Raw genomic sequence first — 22,824 nt, forward strand, 5'->3', positions numbered from 1 at the left:
GGCAATGAAACATTTCGAAGTGGCGCTGTCGAGAAAGTTCCGACTTATCCGGTTATTCGCCGAGCAGTGCACAGCTTTGCCGGTTGCCTGGATAGATGGGCTGAATACCTCGCCACATGCGCCGGGTGCTGGAGCCTTGCAGTATTCTCGAAGCTCGATTGATGTTGGCTTCCAATGTTGAGGCAACCGTATTGAACCGTAATCTTCTCGCACTCACTACAGCCACCTGTGCTATAGGCACCCAGACTTTCGTGTTCGCCGGGTTGCTGATAGAACTGGCGGCTGATTTCGGCATCAGTGCGGCTACTGGCGGTTATCTGGCCGCAGCCTACGCCTTGACCTATGCCATCACCGCCCCCTTCATCGCCCTGCGAACCGGCCAGCTGGAGCGACGACGCCTCCTCTGGACGGCTTTGACCGTACTTGGGTGCATCAACCTGCTCGCCTCGCTGGCTGGAACCTTCAGCCAATTGATCGGCCTGCGTATCCTTGCCGGGCTGGCGGCTACTCTGGTCATTCCCGTGGTGCCGGCAGTCGTGGCCAGCCTGTTTCCGCCGGAGAGGCGCGCTTCCGCGTTAGCGACAGTCATGGGCGGCATGGTCATCGCGTTTCTGTTCGGCATGCCAGCCGGAAGTCTCATTGGCGGACACTTTGGCTGGCGCTCGACCTTCCTGCTCGCAGCGGCGCTATGCTTTACGTCTGCGGTAGCCATCCGGTTGACCCTGCCGCGCATCGTCAGCCAGGATCACACCGGTTGGGCGCTACTGCTAAAGGGCTGGCAGCCCTCGGTTCGCCGGCTGCTGTTGATGACACTGACCGCGTTCAGCGCAACCTTCTGTGTGATTCCCTATATCGCACCAGTGATGCAGACGATCATCGGCAGCACCGACAAGGTGGCCCTGTCACAAATGCTGGTGGGCGTCGGGGCGATACTCGGCATCAGCATAGCTGGCCGATTCGCATCGCCGGATCGCGCCGGCCAGTTACTCACGTTCATCTTCGTAATTATCGCGCTGACCCAGCTGCTCTATTTCTGCTCGATGCTGTGGCTGACCGGCCTCGGTCTGTTCAGCTGGCTCGGCATGGGATCGGCAGTGTTGTTGGGCTCGTGCGCGCTGTTCACTCTGAGCCCGCTGGTTCAGGCGCAGCTGATGGATGCCGCGCCTGAGGCCAGGCAGGTGGTGATGGCGCTCAACGGCTCGATGATGTTTCTGGGCCAGGGCGCTGGCGCAGCGCTCGGCGCGCAGGTCACCCAGACGTTCTCACTGCCCATGATCGGACTGGCTGGCATGCTGGTCGCAATGATCGGGCTGGCCAGCGCCTATCGGCTGCAACGATCGAACCCAGCGACTACGAGCCAGCCCGCGGCATGAGCATCCTGCCCTCACCCTTGGCCAGGCAGCACCAGGCCAGCTAAACCGCGCTGCCGACCAACCGTGCCAGCTCCATGGTGCGGTTGGCGTAGCCCCACTCGTTGTCGTACCAGGCATAGACTTTCACCTGGGTGCCGTTGATCACCATGGTCGACAGCGCATCGACTATCGAGGAGCGCGGATCGGTCCGGTAGTCAATGGAGACCAGCGGGCGCTCTTCATAACCGAGAATCCCCTGCAAGGCACCCGTGGCAGCCTCCTTGAACCAGGCATTCACCTGCTCGGCGGTGGTTGGCCTTTCCATCTCGAACACACAGTCGGTAAGCGAAGCGTTGGCGATAGGAACACGTACGGCCTGACCGTTAAGCTTGCCCTTCAGCTCGGGAAATATCTCAGCGATGGCCGCCGCCGACCCGGTACTCGTCGGTATCAGGCTCAAGCCGGCCGCACGCGCCCGGCGTATGTCCTTGTGCGGCTTGTCGAGCACACCCTGGCTATTGGTCGGCCCGTGAATGGTGGTGATCGAGCCGTGGCGTATACCCAGCTGTTCATGCAGTACCTTGACCACCGGCGCCAGGCAATTGGTGGTGCAGGACGCTGCACTCACAACACGATGCTGCGCGGGATCGAACAGGTGCTCATTTACCCCCAGGACGATGTTCAGAGCGCCTTCATCCTTCACCGGCGCGCTGACGACGACGCGCTTGACGCCCTGATCCAGGTAGCCCTGTAACGCTGACATCTTCTTGTTCACACCGCTGGATTCGATCACCACATCGCAGCCGGACCAGTCGGTGTCTGCAATCGCACGGTTGGCCGTCAGCCTTACTTCCCTGCCACCGATAGCCAGAGCCGCGTCCTGCGCTGTGGCTTCATGCTGCCAGCGGCCATGTATGGAATCAAAATTGAGTAGATGAGCGTGGGTCGCAGCGTCACCGGACGGATCGTTGATCTGCACGAACTCAACATCAGGCCAGTCCCATGCAACACGAACCGCCAGTTTGCCGATACGGCCGAAACCGTTTATGCCTAGCTTGATGGTCATACTTGCCCCCTGATAAATAGCATTCGGCCCGCCAGCAAGCAGGTATTGGGCAAGTATGGACGTTCCTAGATTTCGCGCTGATTTACCCGTCGGGAAAGTTCTTCGGCCGACTCCTTGCGCTCGGAATAGCGATCGACCAGGTAGTCGCTCTTGTCACGCAGCAACAGGGTGAACTTCATCAGCTCCTCCATTACGTCTACCACCCGGTCATAATAGGCGGACGGCATCATGCGCCCGGCCTCGTCAAACTCGAGAAAGGCCTTGGGCACCGAGGATTGGTTGGGGATGACGACCATGCGCATCCAGCGCCCGAGCACGCGCATCTGGTTGACCGCGTTGAAGGATTGAGACCCACCACTGACCTGCATGACAGCCAGGGTTTTGCCCTGCGTTGGCCGCACCGCGCCAAGGGCCAGCGGCACCCAGTCGATCTGGGCCTTGAATACGGCCGTCATCGCGCCGTGCCGTTCGGGTGAGCACCAGACCTGTCCCTCGGACCACTGCATCAGCTCGCGCAGCTCTTTCACCTTGGGGTGGTCTTCAGGCGCGTCGTCCGGCAAGGGCAATCCGGCGGGATCGAACACCCGGGTTTCGGCGCCGAGGCGCTGCAACAGACGCTCGGCTTCAAGCACCAGCAGACGACTGAATGAGCGCTCGCGGTTGGAGCCGTACAACAGCAGAATGCGCGGCGAGGAGCCGCTCGACAGGGGTGCGCCGAGCCGCCCGGTATCGGGCTGCAGCAGCAGATCATCGTTCAACGCGGGAAAGTCAGACATGAGCGCCTCCGATTAAAGATCTGCGGATCTTACAGGAGGCCCGACGCATGATCGAACCAGCGACCAGTTAAAGAAGCAACAGCGTCGCGAGGCCAAGAAAGGCAAAGAAACCCACTACATCGGTCACCGTCATGAGCATCACGCCCCCGGCGAGGGCCGGGTCAATGCCGAAGCGACGCAGGATCAGCGGAATCGACAGCCCTGCCACCGCTGCACACAACAGGTTCAACATAATGGCCGCACCGATAATAGCGCCGATCTGGATGCTACCGAACCAGAAATACGCCAGCCCCGCCACCACAACGGCCCATATGATGCCGTTGAGCAAGCCGATGCCTATTTCCTTGCCGAGCAGCACCTTGACGTTGCCCACTTCGATCTGACCAAGCGCCAACCCACGAATAACCAGGGTCAGCGTCTGGCTACCTGCGATACCGCCCATGCTCGCAACAATGGGCATCAGCACCGCCAGGGCCACTATCTGCTCGATCGTGCCCTGGAACCGCCCGATCACCGAAGCAGCAAGGAACGCAGCCACCAGATTGACAGCCAGCCATACCGATCGCCGCCGCATACTGGTGAGCACGGGCGCGAACATGTCCGCCTCATCGTTCAAGCCCGCCATGTTCATCAAGGCCCGCTCTGAATGCTCGCGGATGATGTCCATCACATCGTCCACCGTAATGCGGCCGAGCAGCGCGCCATGCTCATCTACAACTGCCACCGAGAGCATGTCCAGGTCCTCGAACTTGCGAGCAACCTCCTGACTCGACATCTGCACGTTAAGCGCTTCGAAATCCTCGTCCATGACTTCCTGCACCTGCGCATCGGGAGCGCTGGTTACCAGACGGCTCAGGCGCAGTACACCGAGATAATGATTGTTGCGATCGACCACCATGAGTTTGTCGGTGTGATCCGGCAGATCTTCAAGCAGACGCAAATAGCGCTGGATGGAGCTGATCTTGACGTCAGCACGCACGGCGATATGGTCGATATTCATCAGACCACCGGCCGATTCCTCCGGATAGGACAGCATCGACGCCAGCTGCTTGCGCTTGCGCTCGTCCATGGACAACAGCAGGCGCCGGCCGCGCCCGGGCGGCAACGCCTGGATCAGATCGACCAGATCATCCAGATCGAGCTTGCGCACCGCTGCAATCAGCTCATCCTCACCCATCTCCAGGGCCAGCTTGGCGCGGACTTCATCGTGCAGCTGAACCAGAATGCGCCCAGCACGTTCGCTGTCGAGCAATTCCCAGACAGTGCTTCGCTCTGGCGGCGGCAGCGCCTCAAGCAGCCCTGCCGCCTCGGCCGGGTGAATGTCACGAAATACCCGGATGACGCGCTTGAACTTGCCCGCCTCGAGCGCTTCGCGCAGCCGACCGACCTGCATGGGCTCGATCCTGTCCTGACGCAGCAGCTCTTCCAGAACCTCGGTATCCGCATCGCGCTGGAGCTCCAACGCCTGCCGGGGATCAAGGTATCCGAGAACCTCGGCTTCACGTGCTTCAGGTATCTGCTGCCAGACACTCAGACGGTCTTCTGCGGGCAACGCTTCCAGCAAGCTCGCTATGCGGTCTGCAGCAATGTCACGCAACAGCCGGCGCAATCGCTTGCGCTTACCCTCAGCCAGGGCGGCGTATACGCCTTCGAATTCGGTCGGGGTGGTATCCGGCGGCGTTTCGATCATATGTGCTGAACTCGATACATGCGTGGAGAAAACAGGCACCACAATACCATGCCAGACGATGGCCGCAGTGGTTGCGGTTGAGATACAGGCTTGCGCCCGGGGGCGCGCAAGGCCCCGTTTTACGTCAGGCCCTGGTTAGCGCCGGTTCTGTTTTCGACCAGGCGCTCGCCGTTCGCAGGCCAGCGCTCCGAGCGATGCTGCGTCAGTCTTCGTAGGCTTCGATCGGCGGACAGGCGCAGAACAGGTTGCGGTCCCCATACACGTTGTCGATACGGTTGACGCTTGGCCAGAACTTGTTGGCAGCGACCCAGGGTCGCGGGAACACTGCCTGCTCGGTGGAGTAACTGCGCTCCCATTTGCCGGTGATATCCGCCAGGGTGTGGGGTGCATTATGCAGGGGATTATCCTCGGCGCTCCATTCACCTTTCTCGACGCGGCTGATTTCGCTGCGGATAGTCAGCATCGCGTCGATAAAGCGATCCAGCTCGGCTTTGGACTCGCTTTCGGTCGGCTCGATCATCAGCGTGCCGGCGACCGGGAAGGACATGGTCGGCGCGTGAAAACCAAAATCCATCAAACGCTTGGCCACATCTTCCTCGGTAATGCCGGAAGCCGCCTTGAGCGGTCGAATATCGATGATGCATTCATGCGCAACGCGTCCGTTACGGCCGCTATAAAGCACCGGATAGGCTTCGCCCAGGCGCTTGGCCAGATAGTTGGCGTTGAGAATCGCCGTCTGGGTTGCGCTGCGCAAACCCTGTGCGCCCATCAAAGCAATATAGGTCCAGCTGATCGGCAGTATGCTCGCGCTGCCCCAGGGCGCGGCACTGACTGCACCGTTGCTCGGATCGGGACCTTCCAGCGGGACAACGGGATGATTCGCCACATAGGGTGCCAGATGCGCCTTGACGCCAATGGGCCCCATGCCCGGTCCGCCGCCGCCGTGGGGAATGCAGAATGTCTTGTGCAGGTTCATGTGCGACACGTCCGCACCGATATCGGCTGGACGCGTCAGACCAACCTGGGCGTTCAGGTTGGCGCCGTCCATGTACACCTGACCGCCATGCTCATGGATGATCCGGCAAATCTCGCCGATGCCTTCTTCGTACACGCCATGCGTCGACGGATAGGTAATCATCAGGCAGGACAGATTCTCTGCGTTGTCCGCAGCCTTCTGCCGCAGGTCTTCGATATTGACGTTGCCCTGATCATCGCAGGCGACCAGTACCACGCGCATGCTGGCCATCATGGCCGAGGCGGGGTTGGTACCGTGTGCGGATGTGGGAATCAGGCAGATATTGCGGTGCCCCTCGCCCTTGGCTTCATGGAACTTGCGGATCGCCAGCAGGCCCGCGTATTCACCCTGCGCACCGGAGTTCGGCTGCATGCTGATTGCATCGAAACCGGTGATGGCGCGCAGCATTTCCTCCAGCTCGTCGATCATCACACGATAACCTTCGGCTTGCGCAAGCGGTGCGAAGGGATGCAACTGGGCAAACTCGGGCCAGGTGATGGGGATCATCTCGGCCGTGGCGTTGAGCTTCATGGTGCATGAACCCAGCGGGATCATTGAATGATTCAGCGCCAGATCCTTGTTCTCCAGCGACTTGATGTAGCGCAGCATTTCCGTTTCGGAATGGTAGCTGTTGAACACCGGATGGGTAAGAAACGCAGACTGCCTGCGCAAACCCGCCGGAATGCCCATATCGCTGCCGATAACCTGGGCATCCAGCGCGGCGATATCGATAGCCTTGCCGTCGCTGACGAAGACCGCCAGCAGATTTTCCACCGTCTGCCGTGTGCTGGACTCGTCCAGGCTGACGCCCAGCGAATCGGCGTCGATCATGCGCAGATTGATCCGTGCCTGGCGAGCACGCTCGACAATTTCCCTGGCCTTACCCGGAACCTTGAGCGTCAGGGTGTCGAAGAAACACCTATTGGCGCGTTGGATGCCTTTGGCTTCCAGACCGGCCGCAAGAATGCCAGTGAGGCGCTGAACCCGTTCGGCGATGGTTTTGAGCCCTTGAGGACCGTGGTACACCGCATAAAAGCTGGCGATATTGGCCAGTAATACCTGTGCTGTACAGATATTGGAGTTGGCCTTCTCGCGGCGGATGTGCTGCTCGCGTGTCTGTAGTGCCATACGCAGCGCCCGGTTGCCGCGAGTATCGACCGATACGCCGATAATCCGGCCCGGCATTGCGCGCTTGAAGCTGTCACGCGTGGCAAAGAACGCTGCGTGCGGTCCGCCATATCCCATGGGCACGCCGAAACGCTGGGCGGAGCCGAATACCACGTCAGCCCCGAGCTCGCCGGGAGGCGTCAGCAATACCAGACTGAGCAGGTCCGCTGAAACGCAGGCAAGCGCCTTCTGGGCGTGCACGGCATCAATCAGCGGCTTAAGGTCATTGATCTCGCCCCAGGTATTGGGGTACTGGAACAGCGCACCGAACACTTCGTACTGGTCAAGATTGGCGACATCATCCACTGCCAGGTCAAAGCCGAACGCTTCCGCACGCGTACGCACCACCGAGATGACCTGCGGGTGACAGTCATGATCAACGAAGAACAGGTTGCTTTTGTTCTTGGCAACCCGCTTGGCCAGCGCCATGGCTTCGGCCGCGGCGGTGGCCTCATCCAGCAGGGAGGCACTGGCCAGCTCCATACCGGTCAGATCTATCGTCAGCTGCTGGAAGTTCAGCAGCGCTTCCAGTCGTCCCTGCGCGATCTCTGGCTGATAGGGTGTGTAGGCTGTGTACCAGCCGGGATTTTCCAGCACGTTGCGCAGGATCACATTGGGCAGCAGCGTCCCGTGATATCCCATCCCGATGCACGAGGTGAACACCTCGTTGCGGCTGGCCACGCCTTTCAGGTAGGTCAGCACTTCGGCCTCGCTACGCGGCCCAGCCATATCCAACGGCTCTTTCCGCAAGATGCTTCCAGGTACCGTCTGGCTAATCAGCTCGTCCAGTGACGCGACGCCCAGCGTCTCCAACATCGCCTGCTGTTCAGCCGCATCGGGGCCAATATGACGGCGGATGAAGTCGTCTGTCTGTTCCAGATCGGTAAGGCTTAGTGCATTGCTCATGGGGTTACCTGTTGAAGATAGGAAACGGTCGTGCATCAGGTGGGGCTACGCACGGGAAACGGGATGGGTAGCAGAGGGCCTGCGCTTTCACCGGTAACATCGCTCAAGCATCTGGAGCGCGTCGCCGAGTTGGATCTGCTGAAGACTGAAATCTTGCTGAGCGGCCTGCCAGTCAATCAGGCCCGCTAGCGGACGCGCTACCCAACGCAGCCAGCCGATAAGCGGAACCTCCTCGTGGTGCCCGTTACCGGTCTGGCCGCATCACATTCTTCAGATAGAAGCGCCGTACGCCTCAGCGTCCATCAATTTATCCAGTTCACTGGCATCGGTCGGCTTGATCTTGAAGAACCAGGCGCCAGCGTATGGCTCGCTATTGACCAGTTCCGGTGTGTCGCCGAGCGCTTCGTTGAAAGCGATGATTTCGCCGCTGACAGGCGCGTAGATGTCCGACGCAGCCTTTACTGATTCAACCACTGCGCACTCTTCGCCAGCGGTCACCGTGCGGCCAACTTCAGGCAGTTCGACAAAGACCACATCACCCAGCAGATCCTGAGCATGATCGGTAATACCGACTGTAATGGTGCCGTCTTCTTCCAGGCGGGACCATTCGTGGCTTGCAGCGTAACGCAGTTCGGCAGGGATATTGCTCATCGGACTGTCCTCAAGAGAAGTGAAACTTATTCGAATAATGGCTTGCCGTTACGTACGAAGCCCGGCTTGATCACCCGTACAGCAAGCTGCTTGCCACGGATTTCGACCTTCGCATGCTCGCCGGTGGCACGCGGCACGCGAGCCAGAGCAATCGACACGCCCAGCGTAGGGGAGAAGCTGCCACTGGTAATCTCACCTTCACCAATGCCATCCACAATCACCTTCTGATGGCTACGCAACACGGCACGCTCGGATAACACCAGACCAACCAGCTTTGGCAAATCGCCGGCGTCGCGCTGAGCTTCCAGCGCTTCACGGCCGATAAACTCGCGCTCGGCAGGTTCCCAGGCAACCGTCCAGGCCATGTTGGCGGCCAGCGGTGACACGCTCTCGTCCATATCGGAGCCATAGAGATTGAGCCCGGCCTCCAGACGCAGCGTGTCACGCGCGCCCAGACCGCAGGGTTTGCTGCCCGCGGCTATCAGGGCGTCCCATAACTCGGCAATCTGCTCTGCGGGCAATACGATCTCGAGGCCGTCTTCGCCGGTGTAACCGGTGCGGGCGATAAACCAGTCGCCGTCAACCAGCCCCTGAAAGGGTTTGATGTCGTTGATCAGTGCGCCGCGGGTGTCGCTGACCACGCTGGCTGCCACTTCACGGGCCCGCGGGCCCTGGACGGCAAGCATGGCCAGATCTGAACGCTCGCTCAGAGTGACCGCAAATTCCTCGGCCTGGCTGTGCATCCAGGCAAGGTCTTTCTCGCGTGTTGCTGCGTTGACGACCAGGCGATAGCCGTCCTGCATGAGGTAGACAATCAGGTCATCAATGACGCCGCCCTGCTCGTTCAGCATGGCGGTATAAAGCGCCTTGCCCGCCAACGACAAGCGACCGACATCATTGGCCAGAAGATACTGAAGGTAGCCCTTGGCCTCGGTCCCGGTCACATCAACCACGGTCATGTGCGAGACATCGAACATACCCACGTCGCGGCGGACGTAATGGTGTTCTTCGATCTGGGAGCCATAGTGCAACGGCATATCCCAGCCACCAAAGTCGACCATCTTGGCACCGGCGGCGACATGCTGATCATACAGGGGAGTGCGCGAGCCCATTCAGTCTTCCTTAAATCAAGGGTGGTTCAGTGGGGGCGATTGTAGCCACAATCGGGCATCCTGTGCAGCCCTTGACCGGCACCGCCGGTCAACAGCGTGGCGGAGACCCGTTTATCGACGACCGGACCGACGTATCAGCACGATCACCGGCAACAAGCCGGCCAGGACAAGTGTAAGCGCCGGAAGCGAGGCGCGCTGCCAGTCTCCTTCAGCGGTGAGGCCATAGATCCGTACCGCCAGCGTATCCCAGCCGAACGGCCGCATCAGCAGCGTAGCGGGCATTTCCTTGAGCACATCAACGAATACCAGCAGCGCTGCACTCAAAGCGCCAGGCAGAAGGAGCGGCAGATAGACACGCCAGAATACCGCCCAACCGGTCTGCCCCAGGCTCTGTGCCGCCTCCGGCAGCGACGGACGAATCCGCGCCAGCGAGGTATCCAGCGGACCATGCGCAACGGCCATGAAGCGAATCAGGTAGGCCAGCAGTAGAGCAAACACGCTACCGAGCAGCAGCTGGGATGGATTCTCCACTCCCAGCGCACGACTGACCGGAATGACCAGCTTGTTATCAAGAAAACTGAACGCAAACATGATCCCGACAGCCAATACCGAGCCCGGCAATGCATAGCCGAGATTAGCCAACGCGACAGCACTGCGCACCCTTCGTATCGGTTGCAAGCGCCTGGCCAGCACAACCAGCGTGGCCAGCGTGACGGTCATCGCCGCCGCCATTGCCCCCAGCATCAAGGTATTGCGAATCACACCCCAATAGCGGCTGTTCAGATCATGAATGCCGCTATTCACCAGCCAGTAAATGAGTTGGCCAACCGGAATCACGAATGCCAGCGCCAGCACCACCAGACAAAAACCGGTCGCCAGCCAGGCTCGATACCCCGTGAGGTGATACAGCGCGCCCTGCCTTGGCCGGTCGACGCCGGGAAAGCGCCTGCTGCCCTGCGCCCGACGTTCGAGAAACAACGCCATGAACACAAAGAGCAACAACAGGCTCGCCAGCTGAGTGGCTGACTGCAGACTGAAGAAGCCATACCAGGTCTTGTAGATTGCCGTGGTGAAGGTGTCATAGTTGAACACCGACACAGCGCCAAAATCCGCCAGGGTCTCCATGATTGCCAGCGCTGCGCCCGCGCCGATCGCCGGCCGCGCCATGGGGATGGCGACCCGCCAGAATCCTTGCCACGGCGTATGCCCGAGGATACGCGAAGCCTCCATAAGCCCTTTGCCCTGCGCCAGAAAGGCGCCACGCGCGAGCATGTACACGTAGGGGTAAAACACCAGCGTAAGAACCAGCACCACGCCAGTGGTGGAACGTATGGAGAAGAACAAGCGGAAATCATTACCGAACCAATCCCGCAGCAGGCTCTGGAAGGGTCCTGAAAAATCGAACAACCCCACGCTCACGAAGGCCAGCACATAAGCTGGAATGGCGAACGGCAGCATAAGCGCCCAATCGAACAGGCGCCTGCCGGGAAAATCACAGAGACTGGTCAGCCAGGCGAGGCTCACCCCCAGCACGACGACGCCAATACCGACTCCCAGCACCAACACCAGCGTATTGGTGATCAGACGCAACATCTGGGTCTGCAACAAGTGGCCCCAGATTGCCGGATCAACCGACTGCCAGCTGAGCACCAGAACCAGCAAGGGCATCATGACCAGTGCGGCGGAAGCATAGGCGATCAGACGCCAACGGGGCATATTGGTAAGCGAACGATGGGGCACAGCCACTCCAGGAGATGTGCGAAACAAAAACGCCCGGTCAATTGACCGGGCGTGCAGTATATCGGCAAAAACCTGCTTCAGGTTCTCCGGATCAGTTCCAGCCGAGGCGATCCATCAGCATGATGGCTTCAGGCTGGCGACGGCCCGCGACCTCAACATTGATGTTGTCCGCCTTGAACTCACCCCAGGCGGCTACTTCCTTGGACGGCTCGATCGAATCGTTGGCAGGAAACTCCATGTTGATATCGACGAATACGCGTTGCGCTTCTTCGGTTGTCAGCCATTCAATGAGCTTGACCGCTTCTTCAGGCTGATCCGCGTGCTTGGTTACACCAGCGCCGGAAATGTTCACGTGAACACCGCGGTCATCCTGGTTCGGCCAGAACAGCGCGACTTTAACGTCCGGTTCTGCCTTGCTCAGGCGGCCGAAGTAATAGCTGTTGACGATGCCGACATCACACTGGCCCGCGTCGATCGCCTTGAGCAGCGCGGTATCGTCGGAGAACACCGGAGCGGCCAGGTTCGCCACCCACCCCTTGATGACGTCACTGGTTTTTTCAGCGCCGATCGACTCAAGCATGGTGGCAACCAGTGACTGGTTATATACCTTCTTGGAAGTGCGCAGACACATGCGGCCTTTCCAGCTGTCATCCGCCAGCGCCTCGTAGGTGCTCAGCTCCTTCGGATCAACCCGTTCAGTTGAATAGGCGATGGTACGGGCGCGCAGCGAAAGACCCGTCCACTGCCCGCTTTCGGCGCGGTATTGTGAAGGGATATTCTTTTCGATCAGCTCGGATTCCATCGGCTGAAACAGACCTTGCTGCTCGGCCTGCCACAGATTACCCGCGTCCACGGTCATGAAAATGTCTGCCGGCGTGTTCGCACCTTCCGCGCGCAAACGCGCCATCAACGGGCCTTCGCGATCGGTGATGAACTTGATGTCGACACCCGTGTTCTTGGTGTACAGCTCGAATGCCGGCTCAATCAAATGCTCTTGGCGGGAGGAGTAGACAACCAGCTCCTTGGCTTGAGCCAGGCCGGTGAAAGCGGTCAGCGCGAGACTTGCGGCAACAATGGAACCTTTGGCAGACATGAGAGAGCCTCTCGTTAGGAATCAGAGGCTAGATGATAATGATTTCCGTTAACGGCCGCAATAAACAACTCAACGCTGTTCGCGCAACTGTGGATCCTGCGCCAAAGCGGGCAATTCGCCGCTCAATCCCATGGCGCGCCGGATGATCCCACCCTTGATCAGCTCCTGCCCATCAAGCAGCCGCATCCCGGTGTTGCGGATCCAGCGCAATGGCAAGGCATCCGCATCAAACAGACGCTCGAAGCCTTCCATCGCGGCCATCATGGCGAGATTGGCCCCCATGCGCCTGCGTTCGTAGCGCTGCAATACCTGCAGCGAAGCGATGTCCTCGCCTCTTTCCAGCGCGGCAACCAGTACATCAAAGAGCTCGGCGGCGTCCAGCAGGCCCAGATTGACGCCCTGCCCCGCCAGCGGATGAATACTGTGTGCCGCGTCACCAATCAGCACCAGCCCGGTAACGGCATAGCGTTTGGCGTGACGCTGGCGCAGGGGAATCCGGCGTCTGGGATCAACCGCCAGAATCTCGCCAAGCCGCCCTTCGAAAGCATCCCCCAGCTCGCGCCTGAAAGCCTCATCATCCAGCCCCATCATGTCGGCGGCCAACGCCGGCTTGAGCGACCAGACTATCGAGCAATAGTGTTCGCCATCACGATCCGGGAGGGGCAGCAACGCCAGCGGCCCGCTCGGCAGAAAACGCTGCCAGGCTGTATCATCGTGGGGTTTTTCGGTGCACACCGTGGTCACGATGGCGTCATGCAGATAATCCCATTCGCGCATGTCAAATCCATACAGCTCACGCACCTGGGACCGCGCGCCGTCGGCCGCTACAACTAACGACGCTGACAGCCGCTCGCCGCTGGCTAGCATCAGGCGCCAGCCGTCATCTTCCTGAACCAGGCCGTCCACGCGCTGACCGCCGTACAGGGCCACCTCGGTTTCAGCGAGACTGTCGAGTAACGCCTGCTGGATACGATAGTTCTCGACGATATGGCCGAGCCGCACCTCACTAAGCGACGCCGCATCAAAACCGACCTCGCCGGTGCCCTCTGCGTCCCACACATGCATATGCTGATAGGCGCAGCGTGCCGACGCGGGTATTCGCTGCCACACGCCCAGATTGGTAAGGATATGCTCGGACGCCGCACTCAGCGCGCTCACTCGCGGATCGTACCCGGAGGCAGTGAGCTGGAAGGGAACCGGCGCATCAAGCAGCATCGCGTCGACCAGGGCCACCTTCAGCTCTGTGTCGGCCACGGCGCGTGCAAGCGTGGCGCCAACCATGCCGGCACCCACGATAATCAGATCAAACTGCGCCATGTGCGCCTCCCGGTGGTAAAGCTGAAATCACGGGCTGAATCAAAGCCCCATTGCCTGGCGAGCAAACAGGCGCTTGGCGGGCGGCAGAATATCCAGCCCGAGCAGGCCCAGATTACGCCCGGCGGCGAGTAGCGGCTGCCTGTTGCTGAATAGCCGCGTCAGGCGGTCACTGAAAGCCACTGTCATCAACTGATCGCTGCGCTGACGCTCGAGATAGCGCATCAACACGGAAAGCTCGCCCGGTGACTTCCGCTCTTGCTGGGCGCGGATCAACGTGTTGGCCAAAGCCAGCGTATCGCGCAGCGACAGATTGAAACCCTGGCCGGCAATCGGATGCAGGCTGTGCGCGGCGTTGCCCAGGATCACCAGATGCGATCGCACCTGCTCTTCCGCTTCAATCAGACTGAGCGGATAACAGTTGCGCTCGCCCACCTTCACCAGTGCGCCCATGTGATAACCGAAAGCGAGCTGCAGACGCTGCAGAAAGGCGTCGTCGGGCAACGATGCAACCTCGGCCGACTGATCCTCCGGCAGCGTCCATACCAGTGCGCTTCGGCTTTCAGACATGGGCAACAGCGCAAGCGGGCCGGAATCGGTGAAGCGCTCGTAGGCCACTCCGTCATGCCCTTCGGCACTGGTAACGTTGGTGACCAGCGCGACCTGACCGTACGGCGAAACCTCACGGTGCACTCCAAGCTGCGAAAGCAGACTCGAACGCCCGCCATCAGCGATCACCAGCAAATCAGTGTGCAGAGTCTGTTCGCCGGTCGGAGAGTCCACTTCGATGCCGTAACCGTCGGGTGCGGGAATGGCCCGAACAACCCGACCCGGAGCGATCCACTCCACCACATCGTGATCCAGTGCGCCGATCAGTACCTCGCCCAGCCAGGCGTTTTCGACCACGTACCCCAGCGCAGGCACCCGCTCCTGCGCTGCATTGATACGCGCGGACCCGGGATTGCCACGATCCGATACATGAATCTGGCGGATCGGTTCGACGCGCTGCGCCAGCGTCGACCAGATACCCAGGCGTTCGTAAATCTTCCGGCTGCCCTGTGACAGCGCAGTAGAGCGGGCGTCGTAACTGGGTTGAGTGAAGCCTTCACGGTTCGGCGGGTGCGCCTCGATCAGGCGTATCGTCCAGCCCGCCTTGCGCGCGCAGTCCTGCAGTGCCAGCGCCAGGCTGGCACCGACCATTCCGCCACCGACGATACTGATGGTCTTGCTCACGCAGCGGCTCCGCTGGTTTCACGCGCCTCGGCCATCAACGCCTCGATTGCATCGGCATCCTTCGGCACGCTGGCTGAAAGCACATCGCAGCCCGCCCGCGTGACCACGACATCGTCCTCAATCCGCACACCTATACCGCGCCACTTCTTCGGCACGTTGGTGTTGTCCGGCGCGATATAGATGCCTGGCTCGACGGTCATGACCATACCGGGTTCAAGAACGCGCCACTCACCGCCGATACGATAGTCGCCGACGTCATGCACATCCATGCCCAACCAATGGCCGGCGCGGTGCATATAGAACGGACGGTAGGCTTCGCTGGTAATCAGTTCATCCACCTCGCCCTGCAGCAGACCCAGATCACGCAAGCCCTCGGTGATTACCCGAACCGTCGCTTCGTGCGACTCGTTCCAGTGCCTGCCGGGCGCTATCACTTCAATCGCAGCGGCCTGCGCGGCCAGCACGATGTCGTAGACAGCGCGCTGCTCCGGGGAGAACCGCCCGTTGGCGGGAAACGTGCGGGTAATATCGCTGGCGTAACAGTCCAGCTCGCAGCCTGCATCGATAAGCACCAGATCGCCGTCGCGGATCTGGCTGGTATTTTCGGTGTAATGCAGAATGCAAGCGTTACGCCCCGCCGCCACAATTGACGCATACGCCGGCGAACGACTGCCGTTGCGCATGAAACAATGCTGCAGCTCCGCCTCAAGCTGGTATTCATACTGGCCCGGTTCGCAGCTCTGCATGGCACGCGTATGGGCCTGGGCGGAAATATCTGCCGCGGCCTGCATGACCTTGATCTCGGCCGCGCTCTTGTACAGGCGCATGTCGTGCAGCAGGTGATCAAGCGCGACGAATTCATTCGGCGGCTGGGCGCCCAGGCGGGCCTTGCTGCGAATGGTCTTGATCCAGTTGGTCAGCCTCAGGTCGAATTCCTGATTGGCGCCCATGGCGTAATAGACACGCTCACGCCCTTCAATCAGCCCCGGCAGAATGTCGTCGACGTCGCTGATCGGGAACGCATCATCAGCGCCATATTCGCTGATCGCGTCTTCCTGACCGGCACGGTAGCCATCCCATAGCTCGCGTTCCTTGTCCTTCTCCCGGCAGAACAGCACATACTCGCCATGCTCGCGGCCCGGAATGAGTACTGCTACCGCCTCCGGCTCAGGAAAGCCGGTGAGATACTGAAAATCGCTGTCCTGCCGGTAGTTATGCTCGACGTCACGGTTACGGATATACACCTGGGCTGCCGGCAGCACGGCAATGCTGTTCGGCTCCATCTGTTCCATCAATGCCTTGCGGCGGCGGGCATATTCCGATTTGCTGATTCGCATAGGTACCTCTATCAATGCAGGGATGCGGGCGGCTGATCCTGGGGCTCTTCGGGCTGGCATTCACTGAAGACCATCAGTACCGCCATGCGCACGTATTCCATGACTTCCATGAAATCCACTTCGTTGGCTTCGGACTCTTCAAGGTCGGTCTGCACCTGCGCAATAGCCGCGAAGTCCTTTAGAACGCTGTCCACTTCCTCGCTCAGCTCCTGAGTGCGTTCAACCAGACCAAAACCGCCCAGAAAGCCCTCGCACCACTGGCCAAGCGCCCGGGTGCGGTGATCAATGGTCGCGCTGTCGTCGGGAATCAGCAAGGTCAGGTCAAAGCCACTGCCAGACAGCTGAGCCAGACTGGCGTCATGCAGCTGCAGCAACAGGACTTTGCCCGCCTCCCCCGGCGCGGAGGTCCCGTCAATGACCTCTGTGGCGACACTCAGCCAGGCGCCATGATCGAGCCGGCTGCCGGCAGAGAGGCGACCGATCAGGTGGCCATGCAACTCGGAGGGGTTACCGGCAGCACCGTGGTCACTGAATAACTGGGCATAGCGGTCGTAATCGAATACGTCTGGCATCAAAGCCATAAGGAAGGGGCCTCGCGGGAAACAGAAGACTGGAAGATTTGCACAGCGGCAGCGGATATTAGTCATCTGCCGACCTGACTTAGGGTAATCTACTGCGCAAGAGGTAAAGGGTCCAGTCTGGTGACGTAGTAGCGGCCGCAGCGCAGCAGCGAACGGCTTTTCGCGCACCCTGATATCGCGACGGCGGTCAGTTTGACCCGCCTGCGGGCCCCTTCTATAGTTGGCGAAACCGGGATGGCAGAATGGCGCAAATGGACGAACCCGATATCGATACCCTGACAGACAAGGTTGCACAGTTGATCGCGGTCTGCGAACGGCTCCAGCAGCAAAACCAGCACCTGCTTTCACAGGAGCGCAACTGGCGCGAGGAACGGATGCAGCTGATCGAAAAGAACGATCTGGCGCGTCACAAGGTCGAAGCCATGATATTGCGTCTCAAATCCCTGGAGCATGATTCATGAGCGAACCCCTAACGGTCATTTTGCACATCCTAGACAAGGAATACCGCATAAGTTGCCCGCCTGAAGAGCGCAACAATCTGGAACTGGCCGCCCGCCACCTGGACACCAAAATGCGCGATATCCGCAACAGCGGCAAGGTCATCGGCGTCGACCGGATTGCGGTCATGGCTGCCCTGAACATCAGCCATGAAATGCTCACCGGTACGACCCACAAGAACGCCGCATTTGAAGATCAGCAGCGCCAGATTACTGACCTCGTTGCCCGTCTGGATCAGGCCCTCGCCCGCCACCAGAACTGATCAACGGTATGAAATTCCGGAGTTACTTGTGTATAGTCCGAGACATCCCTGGGGTGTTTGCCAGCCGGAGATGTCCCTGAGCCGATACTCCTGTAAAAGGAGGCCACGCGTTGCTGTCAGTGTGCATGTCCGCATGACGGAAAGCCTTCGACAGCGCCGTGTCCACCACCTTGAACTGTCGGGTTCAAGGGCTAACCCGGCAGCGGCATTCTGGGGACCCAATCCATGAACGGTGAATCACGCAGCGCGCTGCGTCGCCGTTTGCGTCAGACCCGCCGCAAACTCTCCCCCGCACAGCAACGCAAAGCCAGCCAACAACTGTTCCGCCAGCTTGCTCAACATCCGCTGTTCATTCGCAGCCAGCACATCGCCTTCTATCTGGCCAACGACGGGGAAATCGATCCTGCTCTGCTGATGGCCCATGCCCGACGCCTCGGCAAACAATGCTACCTGCCCGTTATCACTGGCTGGCCAATGGATCGGATGCATTTCCAGAGAATTGTGAAGCGCCAGCGCTGGGTCAAGAATCGCTTCGGCATCCACGAACCGATAGTGAAGCGCGGGCTGCAGGCCCGCCCATGGCGTCTGGACCTGGTATTGATGCCATTGGTGGGATTCGACGAGCAGGGCAACAGACTGGGAATGGGCGGAGGTTTCTATGACCGCACGTTCGCCTACCGGACGTGGCGCCCTGAATGGTCCGGCCCGCGCTTACTCGGGCTGGCTCACCACTGCCAGAAGGTGGAAGCGCTGCCGATCGCTTCGTGGGATATCCCGCTCGATGGTATCGTCAGCGACCAGGAGGTTCTGCTGTTCAGGGCGTCATCCGAATGACTTCATGCCTGGATGTATGCTCAACGAAGCCCTGCGTGTAGCCCGTTGTAACCACGCCCAGACCGAACACGATGACAATGATCCAGAGCCAATCGGGCTTGCGACGCATACCACTCTCCTTGTTGTTGTTATCCCTGACGCGCCGAACCTGTACGCGCACCTGCGGCGAGGCGTTCACACTCGCGCGCAGCAGCTTATTTAAGGTGTTTTTTTACTAATGTCAAATTGGCGTCAAAAAATATGCACTATTGGCTGATGAAGTCGGAGCCGGACGCTTTCTCCATCGACGACCTGAGAAATGCGGACCGTGCACCCTGGGACGGCGTGCGCAACTACCAGGCGCGCAATCACATTGCACAGATGCAGCCCGGCGACCTGTTCCTGTTTTACCACTCAAGCTGCAAGCCGCCTGGTCTGGCAGGTATCGGCGAGGTCGTTAGCGAGCCCTACCCGGACCGCGCAGCACTCGATCCCAGCAACCCGTACCACGACCCCAAAGCTACCGAGGAGAAACTGCCTTGGAAGGCCGTCGACGTGCGTTACCGGGAAGGCTTTACGCAGTTATTGAGCCTGGAAAAAATCAAGACTTTAGCCGGACTTGAAGGACTACCTCTACTGCAACGCGCAAGCCGTCTGTCTGTGATGCCGGTTACGGCTGAGCAGTGGGAGATATTGGTAGACGCGGCCAGGGCAGGTTAAATCGCGCTGCTCAACCCAAGAAGAATCGCCGTGTCGGCGCGCGGTGCCGCCTGGGGGTGTAGTGCGCCTGCGCTACGCCAAAGTCTGTAGCAACACCAAACCCGTCGGCGCGCAGGCGCACGCCAACCCCAGGAAACCCCGGCAGCGCGCAGTGCGGCCTGGGGGTGTAGCGCACCTGCGCTACGCCGTGCCCTGGCACCTCAACCCAGATACAAGCTGTACGCCGGATTGTCGGTTTCGTCCCAATAGGCGTAGCCGATGGAATCCAGCGCCTCGGGCACCTTGCCTCGATCAGCCACCGGCACCTGCAGGCCTACCACCACGCGTCCATAGGCAGCGCCATGGTTGCGGTAGTGGAACATCGAGATATTCCAGCGGCCGCCCAGCTTGTTGAGAAAGTTGAACAAGGCGCCCGGACGCTCCGGAAATTCGAATCGGTACACTACCTCATCGGTAACCTTGTCCGCATGCCCGCCGACCATATGACGGATATGCAGCTTGGCCAGCTCATTATCAGTCAGATCCAGTACGGGAAAGTCTTCCTGCAGACGCGCAACCAGAGCATCGCGCGGGTCATGCTCCGGATGCGTCTGCACACCGACGAAGATATGCGCCTCGGCATTCGTATGGAAACGGTAATTGAACTCGGTGATAGCGCGCTTGCCGATCGCCTGACAGAACGCCTTGAAGCTGCCCGGCTTCTCTGGAATGGTCACCGCCAGCAGCGCTTCCCGCTTCTCACCGATCTCAGCGCGCTCAGCGACGTGACGTAACCTGTCGAAGTTGACGTTGGCACCGGAATCGATGGCGATCATCACCTTGCCCGTGCAGCCTTCGCGCTCGACGTACTTCTTGATACCCGCAACGCCCAGGCACCCAGCGGGCTCGCAGATCGAACGTGTGTCGTCGTAGATATCCTTTATCGCCGCACACATCTCGTCGGTCGAAACCGTGATGACCTCGTCAACATAGCGCCGGCACACTTCGAAGGTGTGTTCACCAATCTGTGCGACCGCCACACCGTCTGCAAACAGCCCAACCTGACTCAGCGTCACCCGCTCGCCCGCCTCAAGCGCGGCTTGCAGGCAATTCGACTCATCAGGCTCAACACCAATCACCTTGATGTCCGGACGCAGGTATTTCACATAGGCGGCGATGCCGGCGATCAACCCGCCACCCCCCACCGGAACGAAGATGGCGTCCAGATCACCGTGGTGCTGACGCAGGATTTCCATCGCAACAGTGCCCTGGCCGGCAATGGTGTCAGGATCGTCGTACGGATGGATGTACACCAGCCCCTTTTCAGCGACCAGCTTCTGCGAATACGCCAGCGCTTCATCGAAGGCATCCCCGTGCAGCACGACTCGCGCGCCGCGGGCACGCACGGCTTTTACCTTGATTTCAGGGGTAGTACGCGGCATCACAATGGTCGCTTTTACGCCCATTTGACGCGCCGCCAGGGCCAGGCCCTGCGCATGATTACCCGCCGACGCGGTCACTACGCCGCAGGCGCGCTGTTCATCGGTCAGCTGTGCAAGCTTGTTGTAGGCGCCACGAATCTTGAAGGAAAAAACCGGCTGTAAATCCTCGCGCTTGAGCAACACTGTGTTGCCCAGCCGCTCGGAGAGAAAAGGCGCGGCATGAATAGGTGTCTCGACGGCCACATCGTAGACGCGCGAGCAGAGGATCTTCTTGACGTAGGATTCCAGCATTGACCTTCAGCTTGTAGGGTTGAAATGGAATCGGGCAGTTTAGGGGCTGACAAGGGCTGGTCGCAAGCGGCGTGCAGCCGGCGTGCCCGATAAGAGCGAAAGAAGCCCTGGGAGCTACACCACGACAATCAGGAGTCCGTATAATCGGCAGCCTATTCGCTGATTTCGGAGAACAGGGTATGACGCAGGACGAACTCAAACAGGCGGTCGCCCAGGCAGCGGTGGATTTGCTGAGGCCCAACCTGGAAGACAAGAGCGTCATCGGTGTCGGCACCGGCTCCACCGCAAACTATTTCATTGACGCCCTGGCCAAACACAAAAGCTACTTCGACGGGGCCGTCGCAAGCTCGGAAGCAACTGCCGAGCGCCTTAAAAGCCACGGCATCGAGGTATACGACCTGAACCATGTGGCCAATCTGGATTACTACGTGGACGGCGCTGACGAAGCCAACAAACATCTCGAGCTGATCAAAGGCGGCGGCGCAGCATTGACCCGCGAAAAAATTGTTGCCGCCGTCGCCCGCACCTTTGTCTGCATTGCCGACGAAAGCAAGCTGGTTAGCACGCTGGGCGAATTTCCGTTACCTGTGGAGGTCATCCCCATGGCGCGGAGCCACGTTGCGCGGGAAATCGTCAGACTGGGCGGTGATCCGGTTTACCGTGAAGGCGTAACCACCGATAACGGCAACGTCATACTCGACGTGCATAACATGCAGATCGTCGACCCCCGGGGACTCGAGGAAAAGCTCAACGCGATCGTGGGGGTGGTGTGCAATGGCCTGTTTGCCGCGCGCCCTGCCGATGTCCTGTTGCTGGGCACCCGCGAAGGCGTCAGAACGCTGACGAAAGACTGACAACCCCGCAGCCCTGCCCCGTCAGTCTTCCCGGACGAAGCGGTAGAAAAGATTCGGCTCGCTGACAATATAGATGCGCTTCTGCGCATCTATAGCAATACCCTCTGCCTGCGGCACCGTGGCGCTTAGCCCGCTCATACCCCACCACAGGCCCAATACGCTGACGGCCTGACGGTCCCGATCGTACTCCACCGCCATATGCGACTCGTCACTCAACAGCAACAAATGACCGCTGTCTTCATCCAGGCTAAGGGCGGAGAGGTCTGCCATGAATAATTGATCAGAATCCGAGCGCTTGATTTCGGTAATGGAAACACTGCCCGACTCCAGCGCATCAACGAACCCCTGAACGGTCAACAAGCGCAACGGGTCACGCTCCTTCACCACCAGCAGCTCACCCTTGATATGGTCCCATGTCAGACCCTCGAAACCCACATTGCCATCCTGATCCAGGCCGATAGTCAGACTGCGCATGCCTTCGACATTGATTTCAGTGGCATCAGGTGGAAGGTCGACGATGATCAATCTGTGCTCACGCTCTTCGGCAAGCACGAATCGATTGCCACTGATATGCGCCAACCCTTCCATGTCATCAACACCGTGCACTATCACCTGGCGCAGCAGTTCGCCTTCAAGGCTGATCTCAACCAGCCATGGCCTGCCGTTGAGCACGCCGAACAGCGTGCCGCTTTCGTGGTTATAGGTCAGGGCTGACAGATCATCTTCCAGCTCGGGAATGGGTACCGCTTCAATATCGACGCGATAACGGCCGAGGTCCAGTGCACGCTCGGGCAATGGCTGGCGGTTGAGTTTCCAGGACTGCCAGAGAAGCACATCGAGTTCGTTGATTCGGAAATAGACAAGCGCAGCGACAACTGCCAGAACCAGGACGATGAGAAAGCGCTTCAATGCGAAGCCTCCAGGGAAAACGG

At 59.9% G+C, this 22,824-nt stretch carries 22 protein-coding genes and 1 other RNA gene; 8 read left to right on the plus strand and 15 right to left on the minus strand.

The genetic code is table 11. The annotated features are described in order from the left end of the window. Positions 1 to 161 precede the first annotated feature (161 nt). On the plus strand, positions 162 to 1,373 hold the full coding sequence (locus HG264_RS10390; protein ID WP_169407583.1) for an MFS transporter: 1,212 nt from the start codon (positions 162 to 164) through the stop codon (positions 1,371 to 1,373). Between the two features lie 40 nt (positions 1,374 to 1,413). On the opposite strand, the gene HG264_RS10395 is transcribed toward HG264_RS10390, so the two are convergent. From HG264_RS10395 to gcvP, 4 genes are all read right to left on the minus strand, one after another. Next, the gene (locus tag HG264_RS10395; RefSeq protein ID WP_169407584.1) at positions 1,414 to 2,418 is read right to left on the minus strand and encodes an ArsJ-associated glyceraldehyde-3-phosphate dehydrogenase; all 1,005 of its coding nucleotides are present in this window, start codon (positions 2,416 to 2,418) and stop codon (positions 1,414 to 1,416) included. 65 nt (positions 2,419 to 2,483) lie between these two features. Continuing rightward, positions 2,484 to 3,194, minus strand: coding sequence for an arsenical resistance protein ArsH (gene arsH, locus HG264_RS10400; protein ID WP_169407585.1), 711 nt, complete (start codon positions 3,192 to 3,194; stop codon positions 2,484 to 2,486). A 67-nt stretch (positions 3,195 to 3,261) separates the two neighbouring features. Further along, positions 3,262 to 4,884 (minus strand): magnesium transporter, encoded by a 1,623-nt coding sequence (gene mgtE / locus HG264_RS10405; protein WP_169407586.1) that lies wholly within the window; start codon positions 4,882 to 4,884, stop codon positions 3,262 to 3,264. Between the two features lie 202 nt (positions 4,885 to 5,086). Continuing rightward, the gene (gcvP, locus tag HG264_RS10410; protein WP_169407587.1) at positions 5,087 to 7,972 is read right to left on the minus strand and encodes an aminomethyl-transferring glycine dehydrogenase; all 2,886 of its coding nucleotides are present in this window, start codon (positions 7,970 to 7,972) and stop codon (positions 5,087 to 5,089) included. Positions 7,973 to 8,035: 63 nt separating this feature from the next. On the opposite strand from gcvP, the gene HG264_RS18610 reads away from it, so the two are divergent. Further along, a complete protein-coding gene (locus HG264_RS18610) occupies positions 8,036 to 8,161 on the plus strand; it encodes a hypothetical protein (protein ID WP_256663657.1) in 126 nt (41 codons plus the stop codon). 81 nt (positions 8,162 to 8,242) lie between these two features. Here the strand turns inward: HG264_RS18610 and gcvH are convergent, their stop codons facing one another. The 8 genes from gcvH to HG264_RS10450 form a co-directional block, all read right to left on the minus strand. Continuing rightward, entirely contained in the window at positions 8,243 to 8,623 is a 381-nt protein-coding gene (gene gcvH / locus HG264_RS10415) for a glycine cleavage system protein GcvH (RefSeq protein ID WP_169407588.1), read from the minus strand. A gap of 26 nt (positions 8,624 to 8,649) precedes the next feature. Then, complete coding sequence (gene gcvT / locus HG264_RS10420) at positions 8,650 to 9,735, minus strand: glycine cleavage system aminomethyltransferase GcvT (protein ID WP_169407589.1); 1,086 nt, start codon at positions 9,733 to 9,735, stop codon at positions 8,650 to 8,652. Positions 9,736 to 9,846: 111 nt separating this feature from the next. Next, on the minus strand, positions 9,847 to 11,451 hold the full coding sequence (locus HG264_RS10425) for an iron ABC transporter permease (protein ID WP_169409096.1): 1,605 nt from the start codon (positions 11,449 to 11,451) through the stop codon (positions 9,847 to 9,849). A 115-nt stretch (positions 11,452 to 11,566) separates the two neighbouring features. Continuing rightward, complete coding sequence (locus HG264_RS10430; protein WP_169407590.1) at positions 11,567 to 12,568, minus strand: extracellular solute-binding protein; 1,002 nt, start codon at positions 12,566 to 12,568, stop codon at positions 11,567 to 11,569. A 69-nt stretch (positions 12,569 to 12,637) separates the two neighbouring features. After that, entirely contained in the window at positions 12,638 to 13,885 is a 1,248-nt protein-coding gene (locus HG264_RS10435; RefSeq protein ID WP_169407591.1) for an FAD-dependent monooxygenase, read from the minus strand. A gap of 39 nt (positions 13,886 to 13,924) precedes the next feature. Then, the gene (ubiH, locus tag HG264_RS10440; RefSeq protein ID WP_169407592.1) at positions 13,925 to 15,115 is read right to left on the minus strand and encodes a 2-octaprenyl-6-methoxyphenyl hydroxylase; all 1,191 of its coding nucleotides are present in this window, start codon (positions 15,113 to 15,115) and stop codon (positions 13,925 to 13,927) included. After that, positions 15,112 to 16,452, minus strand: coding sequence for a Xaa-Pro aminopeptidase (pepP, locus tag HG264_RS10445; protein ID WP_169407593.1), 1,341 nt, complete (start codon positions 16,450 to 16,452; stop codon positions 15,112 to 15,114). Before pepP ends, ubiH begins: the two co-directional genes overlap by 4 nt. A gap of 11 nt (positions 16,453 to 16,463) precedes the next feature. Then, entirely contained in the window at positions 16,464 to 17,033 is a 570-nt protein-coding gene (locus tag HG264_RS10450; RefSeq protein ID WP_218572977.1) for a UPF0149 family protein, read from the minus strand. A 251-nt stretch (positions 17,034 to 17,284) separates the two neighbouring features. Between HG264_RS10450 and HG264_RS10455 the strand changes: the two genes are divergently transcribed. The 4 genes from HG264_RS10455 (at position 17,285) to HG264_RS10470 (ending at position 18,627) form a co-directional block, all read left to right on the plus strand. Next, positions 17,285 to 17,494: a TIGR02449 family protein gene (locus HG264_RS10455; RefSeq protein ID WP_150300314.1), complete on the plus strand. Its 210-nt coding sequence runs from the start codon at positions 17,285 to 17,287 to the stop codon at positions 17,492 to 17,494. Next, positions 17,491 to 17,793 (plus strand): cell division protein ZapA, encoded by a 303-nt coding sequence (locus HG264_RS10460; RefSeq protein WP_150300313.1) that lies wholly within the window; start codon positions 17,491 to 17,493, stop codon positions 17,791 to 17,793. The genes HG264_RS10455 and HG264_RS10460 overlap by 4 nt, the downstream gene beginning before the upstream one ends. Before the next feature lie 42 nt (positions 17,794 to 17,835). Continuing rightward, positions 17,836 to 18,014, plus strand: a non-coding RNA gene (gene ssrS, locus HG264_RS10465) — 6S RNA. A gap of 4 nt (positions 18,015 to 18,018) precedes the next feature. Beyond that, complete coding sequence (locus HG264_RS10470) at positions 18,019 to 18,627, plus strand: 5-formyltetrahydrofolate cyclo-ligase (RefSeq protein ID WP_169407594.1); 609 nt, start codon at positions 18,019 to 18,021, stop codon at positions 18,625 to 18,627. On the opposite strand, the gene HG264_RS18615 is transcribed toward HG264_RS10470, so the two are convergent. Next, positions 18,608 to 18,736, minus strand: coding sequence for a hypothetical protein (locus tag HG264_RS18615; protein WP_256663658.1), 129 nt, complete (start codon positions 18,734 to 18,736; stop codon positions 18,608 to 18,610). The genes HG264_RS10470 and HG264_RS18615 overlap by 20 nt on opposite strands. Positions 18,737 to 18,867: 131 nt before the next feature. On the opposite strand from HG264_RS18615, the gene HG264_RS10475 reads away from it, so the two are divergent. Next, a complete protein-coding gene (locus HG264_RS10475; RefSeq protein ID WP_169407595.1) occupies positions 18,868 to 19,326 on the plus strand; it encodes an EVE domain-containing protein in 459 nt (152 codons plus the stop codon). 200 nt (positions 19,327 to 19,526) lie between these two features. On the opposite strand, the gene ilvA is transcribed toward HG264_RS10475, so the two are convergent. Next, positions 19,527 to 21,038: a threonine ammonia-lyase, biosynthetic gene (gene ilvA, locus HG264_RS10480; protein ID WP_169407596.1), complete on the minus strand. Its 1,512-nt coding sequence runs from the start codon at positions 21,036 to 21,038 to the stop codon at positions 19,527 to 19,529. 179 nt (positions 21,039 to 21,217) lie between these two features. On the opposite strand from ilvA, the gene rpiA reads away from it, so the two are divergent. Further along, positions 21,218 to 21,892 (plus strand): ribose-5-phosphate isomerase RpiA, encoded by a 675-nt coding sequence (gene rpiA, locus HG264_RS10485; protein WP_169407597.1) that lies wholly within the window; start codon positions 21,218 to 21,220, stop codon positions 21,890 to 21,892. Between the two features lie 21 nt (positions 21,893 to 21,913). Here rpiA and HG264_RS10490 read toward each other — a convergent pair whose 3' ends face one another. Then, positions 21,914 to 22,801 carry an SdiA-regulated domain-containing protein gene (locus HG264_RS10490; RefSeq protein ID WP_169407598.1) on the minus strand — a complete coding sequence of 296 codons (888 nt, stop codon included), beginning with the start codon at positions 22,799 to 22,801 and terminating at the stop codon, positions 21,914 to 21,916. Between the last annotated feature and the right edge of the window lie 23 nt (positions 22,802 to 22,824).

Origin of the sequence: Pseudomonas sp. gcc21, from assembly GCF_012844345.1 — a bacterium.
Classification (GTDB): domain Bacteria; phylum Pseudomonadota; class Gammaproteobacteria; order Pseudomonadales; family Pseudomonadaceae; genus Halopseudomonas.

What these genes read in the sequence shown, in the direction of transcription:
- HG264_RS10430 (WP_169407590.1), bottom strand. Translation starts at nt 12,568, where the DNA reads ATGTCTGCCAAAGGTTCCATTGTTGCCGCAAGTCTCGCGCTGACCGCT.
- ilvA (WP_169407596.1), bottom strand. Translation starts at nt 21,038, where the DNA reads ATGCTGGAATCCTACGTCAAGAAGATCCTCTGCTCGCGCGTCTACGAT.
- HG264_RS10425 (WP_169409096.1), bottom strand. Translation starts at nt 11,451, where the DNA reads ATGCCCCGTTGGCGTCTGATCGCCTATGCTTCCGCCGCACTGGTCATG.
- HG264_RS10475 (WP_169407595.1), top strand. Translation starts at nt 18,868, where the DNA reads ATGCACTATTGGCTGATGAAGTCGGAGCCGGACGCTTTCTCCATCGAC.
- pepP (WP_169407593.1), bottom strand. Translation starts at nt 16,452, where the DNA reads ATGCGAATCAGCAAATCGGAATATGCCCGCCGCCGCAAGGCATTGATG.
- mgtE (WP_169407586.1), bottom strand. Translation starts at nt 4,884, where the DNA reads ATGATCGAAACGCCGCCGGATACCACCCCGACCGAATTCGAAGGCGTA.
- HG264_RS10435 (WP_169407591.1), bottom strand. Translation starts at nt 13,885, where the DNA reads ATGGCGCAGTTTGATCTGATTATCGTGGGTGCCGGCATGGTTGGCGCC.
- rpiA (WP_169407597.1), top strand. Translation starts at nt 21,218, where the DNA reads ATGACGCAGGACGAACTCAAACAGGCGGTCGCCCAGGCAGCGGTGGAT.
- gcvP (WP_169407587.1), bottom strand. Translation starts at nt 7,972, where the DNA reads ATGAGCAATGCACTAAGCCTTACCGATCTGGAACAGACAGACGACTTC.
- HG264_RS10470 (WP_169407594.1), top strand. Translation starts at nt 18,019, where the DNA reads ATGAACGGTGAATCACGCAGCGCGCTGCGTCGCCGTTTGCGTCAGACC.
- HG264_RS10390 (WP_169407583.1), top strand. Translation starts at nt 162, where the DNA reads ATGTTGGCTTCCAATGTTGAGGCAACCGTATTGAACCGTAATCTTCTC.
- HG264_RS10395 (WP_169407584.1), bottom strand. Translation starts at nt 2,418, where the DNA reads ATGACCATCAAGCTAGGCATAAACGGTTTCGGCCGTATCGGCAAACTG.
- arsH (WP_169407585.1), bottom strand. Translation starts at nt 3,194, where the DNA reads ATGTCTGACTTTCCCGCGTTGAACGATGATCTGCTGCTGCAGCCCGAT.
- HG264_RS10460 (WP_150300313.1), top strand. Translation starts at nt 17,491, where the DNA reads ATGAGCGAACCCCTAACGGTCATTTTGCACATCCTAGACAAGGAATAC.
- HG264_RS10450 (WP_218572977.1), bottom strand. Translation starts at nt 17,033, where the DNA reads ATGGCTTTGATGCCAGACGTATTCGATTACGACCGCTATGCCCAGTTA.
- HG264_RS18610 (WP_256663657.1), top strand. Translation starts at nt 8,036, where the DNA reads ATGGGTAGCAGAGGGCCTGCGCTTTCACCGGTAACATCGCTCAAGCAT.
- HG264_RS10455 (WP_150300314.1), top strand. Translation starts at nt 17,285, where the DNA reads ATGGACGAACCCGATATCGATACCCTGACAGACAAGGTTGCACAGTTG.
- gcvH (WP_169407588.1), bottom strand. Translation starts at nt 8,623, where the DNA reads ATGAGCAATATCCCTGCCGAACTGCGTTACGCTGCAAGCCACGAATGG.
- HG264_RS18615 (WP_256663658.1), bottom strand. Translation starts at nt 18,736, where the DNA reads ATGCGTCGCAAGCCCGATTGGCTCTGGATCATTGTCATCGTGTTCGGT.
- gcvT (WP_169407589.1), bottom strand. Translation starts at nt 9,735, where the DNA reads ATGGGCTCGCGCACTCCCCTGTATGATCAGCATGTCGCCGCCGGTGCC.